Here is a 6,379-nt window from a genome sequence, read left to right as displayed (position 1 = left end):
GGCACGATGCCGCGCGGCAGGAAGAAGACCAGCAGGACGAGGATGACGCCGTAGGCCAGCATCTGCCACTGCCATGACGTCGCCGCGCGCAGCGCCTCCGGCAGCACCGTGAAGAGGGCGGCGCCGACCAAAGGGCCGGCCAGTGTGCCCTTGCCGCCGGCGACCACCATGATCACCATCGTGACCGTGTAGGTGAAGAGGAAGACCTCGGGGCTGACGAAGCGCGTGTAGTGGGCGTAGAGGCTGCCGGCCATCCCCGCCAGGGCCGCGCTGACGACCGCCGCCAGCACCAGATAGCGGGTGACGTCGATGCCGACCGACTCCGCCAGCGCCTCGTTCTCGCGCAGGGCCAGGAACGCGCGGCCGATCCGCGAGTACACCAGCCGGTGGCAGACGACGTAGGCCAGGGCCAGGGCGGCGAGGACCAGATAGTAGTAGGCGGGCTTGCCCCGCAGCGACCACGGCCCCAGGGAGGGGGCGGGGACGCCCGGCAGACCGAGCGGGCCGTTGGTGAGATCCATCCAGTTCACGCTCACGAGCGAGATCACGCCGGCGAAGCTGAGGGTGACGAGGACGAAGTAGGCTCCCCGCAGCTTGAGCGCCAGCCGCCCGATGGCCCAACCCGCCAGGCCGGCGGCGACCGCGGCCGCCGGCAGGCCCAGCCAGAACGACCACTCGAGCCGGAGCGTCAGCAGCGCCGAGGTGTAGGCGCCGATGCCGAAGAACGCCGTGTGCCCCAGCGAGAGCTGACCCGTGTAGCCGAGCAGCAGGTTGAGGCTCAGCGCCAGGATCGCGAAGATCCCGGCCATGATGACGATGTGCAGGTAGTAGGGGTTCGGCAGCCAGGCGGGCACCGTCAACGCCAGCCCGGCGGAGAGGAGGACCGCCAGAGGCTTCATCCCACGCGTTCGGCGCGAGCGAAGAGCCCGGACGGCCGGAGGAGGAGCACGAGGATGATGATCACGAAGCCGACCGCGTCCCGGTAGCCGGACGAGACGTAGCCGGCGCCCAGCTCCTCGGCGACGCCGAGCAGGAGCCCGCCCAGCGTCGCTCCCGCGACATTGCCGAGCCCGCCCAGGATCACGACGCAAAAGGCCTTGAGCGAGGCGAGGTCTCCCATCGAGGGATAGGCGAGAAAGATCGGCCCCAGCAGGGCACCGGCGGCCGCCGCCAGCCCGGAGCCGATGGCGAAGGTCGCCGTGTGGATCCGGGCGATGCGCACGCCCATGAGCGCGGCGGTGTCGGCGTCCTGAAACGTGGCGCGCATCGCGCAGCCCAGGCGCGTGCGCTGGATGATCAGGTGGGCGCCGAGAATGAGCGCCAGGGCGGCGGCCAGCACGAAGAGCCTCAGCGGCGCGATGCCGAGGGGGCCCAGCACCAGGGGCGCGGTGGGGAACGGGTGGGGGATGGATTTGGCGACGCCGCCCCAGACCAGCAGCTCTGTGTTCTGCATGGCGATCCAGAGGCCGATCATGACCAGCATCACCGAGTCGATCGACTCGCCCCGGAGCGGACGGAGCAGCACCCGCTCGGTAAGCGCGCCCAGCAGCACCCCCGCCGCAATCGCGACCCCGAGGGCGGCCAGGAAGGGCAGGCCCGACAGGGCCAGCGCCGCGAACGTCGCGTAGGCCCCCAGCGTGTAGAACTCGCCGTGGGCGAAGTTCACGACGTTCATCAGGCCGAAGATGAGGGTGAGCCCGATGCCCAGCAGGGCATACGTCCCACCGAGCACCAGGCCGTTGACCAGGTGTTGCAGGAGCGCGTCCACGGGGCCGCCGGGCTAGCGCTTGGCGATGAAGTCCGGCAGCGCCACCTTGCCGTTCTTGATCTGCACCACGAAGATGCTGGGCTTGCTCTGCCCGCTCTCCTTGCCGGCCGGCCCGTCCTTCTCGAACTGGATGGGGCCGTTGAGGCCCGTGATGCTCACCTTCCAGAGCGCGTCCCGCACCGCCTTGGGGTCGTCCTTGCCGGCGAGGCGGAGAGCCTCGGCGATGGTGGCGATGCCGTCGTGGCCGCGGAAGCCCTCGGTGAGGCCCTCGAACGGATGGCCGCGCTTGGCCCACTCGTCGACGAAAGCCTTGGCGAGCTTGCCGTCGGGCATCGCCTCCGGGAACCACGGCAGGAAGAACAGGATGTGGTAGGTCCCTTCGGCGGCCTCGCCCGCCTGCTTCACCAGCTGGCTCGGCGAGGAGCTGCCGCCGGTGGTGATGATCTTCCGCTGCAGGCGCTGCTCCTGAGCCTGCTTGAGCACCAGGGTGATCTGCTCGACGCTGGTAGTGAGGAACAGCGCGTCCCCGCCCGCGCCCTTGATCTTGGTGAGCTGGGCGCTCATGTCGGTGGCGGCCTGGTCCATGAACTCCGCGGTGCCGACGGCGACGCCCTTCTTCTTCAGCATCTCGCCGAACGCCGTGATGGCCCCGCGGCCCCAGTCCGTGTTCACCGCCAGGAAGTCAGCGCGCTTGACCCCGAGCTTGTCCACGTAGCGCTCCAGGCCCAGCGCTTCCATCTCGCTCGGGGGGCTGATGCGGAACACCCAGGGGTTGCCGCGCCTGGTGATGGAAGCGGCGCTGGACGTCTCGACCACCATCGGGACGCCGTACTCCTCGAGCTTCGGCATGGCGGCCAGCGTCATCGACGAGCCCCAGGCGCCCATAATCGCGGGCACCTTGTCCCGGACGATCAGCTTCTCGGCCGCGCTGGCGGCCTCCTTGGGGTCGGACTTGTTGTCCTCGATCAGTAGCTCGACCTTCCGGCCGCGGACGCCGCCGCGCGCGTTGATCCAGTCGCGCCCGATCTCGGCGCCCATGCGCACGTAGTTGCCGGAGGCGGCGACCGGCCCCGAGAGGGGCTGGATGACGCCGATCTTGACGGGGGCGGGCGACTGGGCGGCGCCGGCGGTCACCAGCGCGGCGCCGACGGCAAGGACGAGGAGGGCGATCCAGAACCCGTGCTTGGACATGACGAGGCCTCCTGCCAGGCAAAGAATTTGCTGGCGAGATAATACAAGAGTCACGGAATCGTTGCTCGATGCGAGGAGGCTCAGCTATGGCGGCGCCCAAGGCGAAAAGTTACAAAGTGCAGTCCTTCGATCACCTGCACGGACTCGACGGCATCTCCGACGCCCAGATCGCCGAGCACCTGAAGCTCTACGAGGGTTACGTCAAGCAGGTGAACGCGCTCAATTCCGAGCTGGCAGCTCTGCGGGGCAAGGGCAAGGCCTCCGGCACCAATCCGGAGTTCGCCGAGCTGACCCGGCGGCTCGGCTTCGAGTACAACGGCATGATCCTGCACGAGTATTACTTCGAGAACCTCCGTCGGGCCGACGACCCCGAGCCGCCGGCCGCCGCCGGCCTGGCCCAGGCGCTGGCCCAGTCGTTCGGGGCGTTCGAGCAGTGGGCGACGGATTTTCAGGCCATCGGGGAGATGCGTGGCATCGGCTGGGCCATCCTGTTCCAGGACCCCATGACCGACCGTCTCAGCAACCACTGGATCACGCTCCACCAGGAAGGCATCCCAGCCGGCTTCAAGCCGCTCCTCGTCATGGACGTGTGGGAGCACGCGTACATGCGGGACTACAAGGCGACCGAGCGGAAGAAGTACGTCGAAGCGTTCTTCCGGAACATCGACTGGGCGCGCGTCGAGCGACGGCTCCGCGAGGAGGTCGCGGTCCGGCCGGCCGCCGCCTGAGTCGCGCAGGTATACTGGCGTCGATGAGGATCCCGCTGCTCGCCCTCGCCGCGCTGATGGCGCTTCAGGCGCCGGCGGGGGCGGCCGGAGACCGTCCGGCCGCCCAGGTCCAGCCCCGCGTGGGGCACCACGTCCGCCGCGCCAGCGAGATCGCCGACCACTTCGACGCCGTGCTCCGCAACGGTTGCCCGCGCTTCACGTCGCCCGCCGGCTGGCAGGCCTACGTCGACGGCGAGGTCGATCGGCTCGTCCTCCTCCTGGCCCACGTCGAGCAGGCCTGGGTGGAGGCGAAGACCACCGGCGACGACGGCGTGCGCCGCGCGGCCAAGGCGCCCCGGCGCCGGCTCGGCGAGACCCGGTCGCTCGTGGACAAGCTCTCGGCGTGTGCCCGCGACAACGGCGCCAGGCTCGAGGTCGGTCCCCTCTGGCGGCGGGTCGAGCGCGAGGTGCCCGTCCGCCAGGCCGAGATCGCCCTTCCACGCTAAGTCGTCGGAGGGGGCCTCGACGGCCCCCTCCGAGACCTCCCCCAGGACAGGTGGCGCGGGCAAAGCCCGCGCTCGGACAGGCCGCCGCTCGAAGCAGCCGGTGCTCGGAGCCGGCGCTCGACACGAGCACGCGCCCTGGGGTATCGTCCCGCGCATGGCACGTTCAGCGTTCTCGCTCGAAGGTAAGGCCGCCGTCATCACCGGCGGTGGCACCGGCATCGGCAAGTCCATCGCCCTGGAGTTCGCGCGGGCCGGGGCGGACGTCGCGATCTGCAGCCGCAAGATCGAGCACCTGGACCCGGTCGCCAAAGCCATCCGCGACCTCGGGCGCCGGTCCTTCGCGACGGTCGTCGATGTGCGCGTCGAGGAGCAGGTGCAGGCCATGGTGGATCAGGCCGCGCGCGAGCTCGGCCGCCTCGACGTCATGGTCAACAACGCCGGCGCCTCCTTCCGGGCCCGGCCCGAGGACATCTCGGTGAACGGCTGGAACGCCGTCGTGGGCATCAACCTCACCGGCGTGTTTCTCGGCTGCAAGTGGGCCCAGCGCCAGATGGTGAAGCAGGGGGGCGGCGGCGTCATCGTCAACGTGGCCTCGATCGCCGGCGTGTACGGCTCCACGATGATGCCCCACTACGGCGCGGCCAAGGCCGCCGTCATCAACCTCACGCGCGCGCTGGGCGTCGCCTGGGCGCGCCAGGGCGTCCGCGTCAACTGCATCGCGCCCGGCCCGGTGGAGACCGAGGGCTATCTCGACGTTCTCCGGAAGACCGATCCCAACGCCGAGAAGACCTACCGTGCGGTGGCCTCGCGCGTGGGGATGGGCCGGTGGGGGCGGGTGGAGGAGATCGCGTATCCGGCGATCTTCCTGGCCTCGGACGCATCCTCGTTCATGACGGGGGAGACGATCATCGTCGACGGTGGCCCCTCGCCGCGGGAGTCGGAGGGCTAGCGGGCGCGCATGCGCGCCCTTGTCATCGGCGCCTCCGGTCAGGTCGGCGCCGCCCTCTGTGCACGCCTGGCGGCGCGCGGCCACTCGGCGGTGGGAACGCACAGCCGCGCCGCGCAGCCCGGCACGCGCCCTCTCGATTTCACCGATGCGTCGGCGACGGCGACGGTGATCGCCGAGACGGCGCCCGACTGGGTCTTCTGCCCGGCGGGACTCACGCACGTCGACTACTGCGAGGACCACCCCGACGAGGCGTTGCGGATCAACCGGGACGCCCCCGCCGCGACGGCCCGGGCCGCCGCCCGACGCGGCGCCGGGCTCGTCTACTACTCGTCGGAGTACGTCTTCGACGGCGTGGCCGGCCCCTACCGCGAGGACGACCCCGTCAACCCCCTGTCGGTTTACGGGCGCAGCAAGCTCGAGGGCGAGCGCGCCGTGCGGGCCGAGAACCCGCGCGCGCTCGTGCTCCGCACCACCGTCGTCTACGGGCCGGAGCCCCAGGGCAAGAACTTCGTCTATCAGCTCCTGGGGCGGGCCCGGGCCGGCGATCGGCTGACCGTCCCCACCGACCAGCGCTCGAGCCCGACCTACAACGCCGACCTCGCCGCGGCCAGCGTCGAGCTGGCGGAGCGCGGGATCGCCGGCCTCGTCCACCTGGCCGGGCCCGTCATCCTCGACCGCCACGCCTTCGCGCTGACCGCCTGCGAGGTCTTCGACCTGGACCCGTCCTTCCTGGTGCCGGCCACGACCGCCGAGCTGGGCCAGCGCTCGGCGCGGCCCCTCAACGCGGGCCTCAAGAGCGAGCGCGCCCGAGCCCTGCTGGAGACGGTCCTGCGCGGCCCCAAGGAGGGCCTGGCGGCCATGCGGGCGGCACTCGGCGGCCGCGTCGGTTGACAGGGTCCGGCGCGCTCAGTAGCATGGACGCTTGCGTTTGCGACGTGGTGACCGTAGCTCAATTGGTCAGAGCACTGGACTGTGGCTCCAGGGGTTGTGGGTTCGATTCCCATCGGTCACCCCACAAGAGGAGATGTGCTGCACGATGCGCCCGTAGCTCAGTTGGATAGAGCGTTGGCCTCCGAAGCCAAAGGCCGCAGGTTCGACTCCTGCCGGGCGCACCAGTTAGAATCGTGGACGGCATCGTCAGTGTGGGCGGGTTCGCGGGCCGTTAGCTCAGTTGGTAGAGCAGCTGACTCTTAATCAGCGGGTCCAAGGTTCGAGTCCTTGACGGCCCACCAATGATCACGGGCGCTTCCGGAACACC

At 70.2% G+C, this 6,379-nt stretch carries 7 protein-coding genes and 3 tRNA genes; 7 read left to right on the top strand and 3 right to left on the bottom strand.

The window, feature by feature from the left end:
• The 3 genes from VGV13_15235 to VGV13_15225 form a co-directional block, all read right to left on the bottom strand.
• Positions 1-899, bottom strand: an 899-nt coding sequence (locus VGV13_15235; protein ID HEV8642444.1) for a branched-chain amino acid ABC transporter permease, incomplete at its 3' end; no start/stop codon positions are given.
• Positions 896-1,768: a branched-chain amino acid ABC transporter permease gene (locus VGV13_15230; protein HEV8642443.1), complete on the bottom strand. Its 873-nt coding sequence runs from the start codon at positions 1,766-1,768 to the stop codon at positions 896-898. The genes VGV13_15235 and VGV13_15230, both read right to left, overlap by 4 nt.
• 12 nt (positions 1,769-1,780) lie before the next feature.
• Entirely contained in the window at positions 1,781-2,959 is a 1,179-nt protein-coding gene (locus VGV13_15225) for an ABC transporter substrate-binding protein (GenBank protein HEV8642442.1), read from the bottom strand.
• A gap of 86 nt (positions 2,960-3,045) precedes the next feature.
• Between VGV13_15225 and VGV13_15220 the strand changes: the two genes are divergently transcribed.
• From VGV13_15220 to VGV13_15190, 7 genes are all read left to right on the top strand, one after another.
• The gene (locus tag VGV13_15220) at positions 3,046-3,687 is read left to right on the top strand and encodes a Fe-Mn family superoxide dismutase (GenBank protein ID HEV8642441.1); all 642 of its coding nucleotides are present in this window, start codon (positions 3,046-3,048) and stop codon (positions 3,685-3,687) included.
• Between the two features lie 23 nt (positions 3,688-3,710).
• Positions 3,711-4,172, top strand: coding sequence for a hypothetical protein (locus tag VGV13_15215; GenBank protein HEV8642440.1), 462 nt, complete (start codon positions 3,711-3,713; stop codon positions 4,170-4,172).
• A 154-nt stretch (positions 4,173-4,326) separates the two neighbouring features.
• Positions 4,327-5,121, top strand: a complete 795-nt coding sequence (locus VGV13_15210) for a glucose 1-dehydrogenase (protein ID HEV8642439.1) — start codon at positions 4,327-4,329, stop codon at positions 5,119-5,121.
• A gap of 9 nt (positions 5,122-5,130) precedes the next feature.
• A complete protein-coding gene (locus VGV13_15205; GenBank protein ID HEV8642438.1) occupies positions 5,131-6,012 on the top strand; it encodes an SDR family oxidoreductase in 882 nt (293 codons plus the stop codon).
• A 47-nt stretch (positions 6,013-6,059) separates the two neighbouring features.
• A tRNA-His gene (locus VGV13_15200) sits at positions 6,060-6,136 on the top strand.
• Between the two features lie 23 nt (positions 6,137-6,159).
• A tRNA-Arg gene (locus VGV13_15195) sits at positions 6,160-6,236 on the top strand.
• A 41-nt stretch (positions 6,237-6,277) separates the two neighbouring features.
• A tRNA-Lys gene (locus VGV13_15190) sits at positions 6,278-6,353 on the top strand.
• The last annotated feature ends 26 nt before the right edge of the window (positions 6,354-6,379 follow it).

This window comes from Candidatus Methylomirabilota bacterium, from assembly GCA_036001065.1.
Lineage (GTDB): Bacteria > Methylomirabilota > Methylomirabilia > Rokubacteriales > CSP1-6 > MNEF01.
Note: the sequence above shows the minus strand (reverse complement) of the source record. Positions and strands in the feature narration are given on the sequence as shown.

Bases quoted from the DNA above. Each gene is read 5' to 3' on its own strand.
- VGV13_15225 (HEV8642442.1), bottom strand. From the start codon at position 2,959: ATGTCCAAGCACGGGTTCTGGATCGCCCTCCTCGTCCTTGCCGTCGGC.
- VGV13_15220 (HEV8642441.1), top strand. From the start codon at position 3,046: ATGGCGGCGCCCAAGGCGAAAAGTTACAAAGTGCAGTCCTTCGATCAC.
- VGV13_15215 (HEV8642440.1), top strand. From the start codon at position 3,711: ATGAGGATCCCGCTGCTCGCCCTCGCCGCGCTGATGGCGCTTCAGGCG.
- VGV13_15210 (HEV8642439.1), top strand. From the start codon at position 4,327: ATGGCACGTTCAGCGTTCTCGCTCGAAGGTAAGGCCGCCGTCATCACC.
- VGV13_15205 (HEV8642438.1), top strand. From the start codon at position 5,131: ATGCGCGCCCTTGTCATCGGCGCCTCCGGTCAGGTCGGCGCCGCCCTC.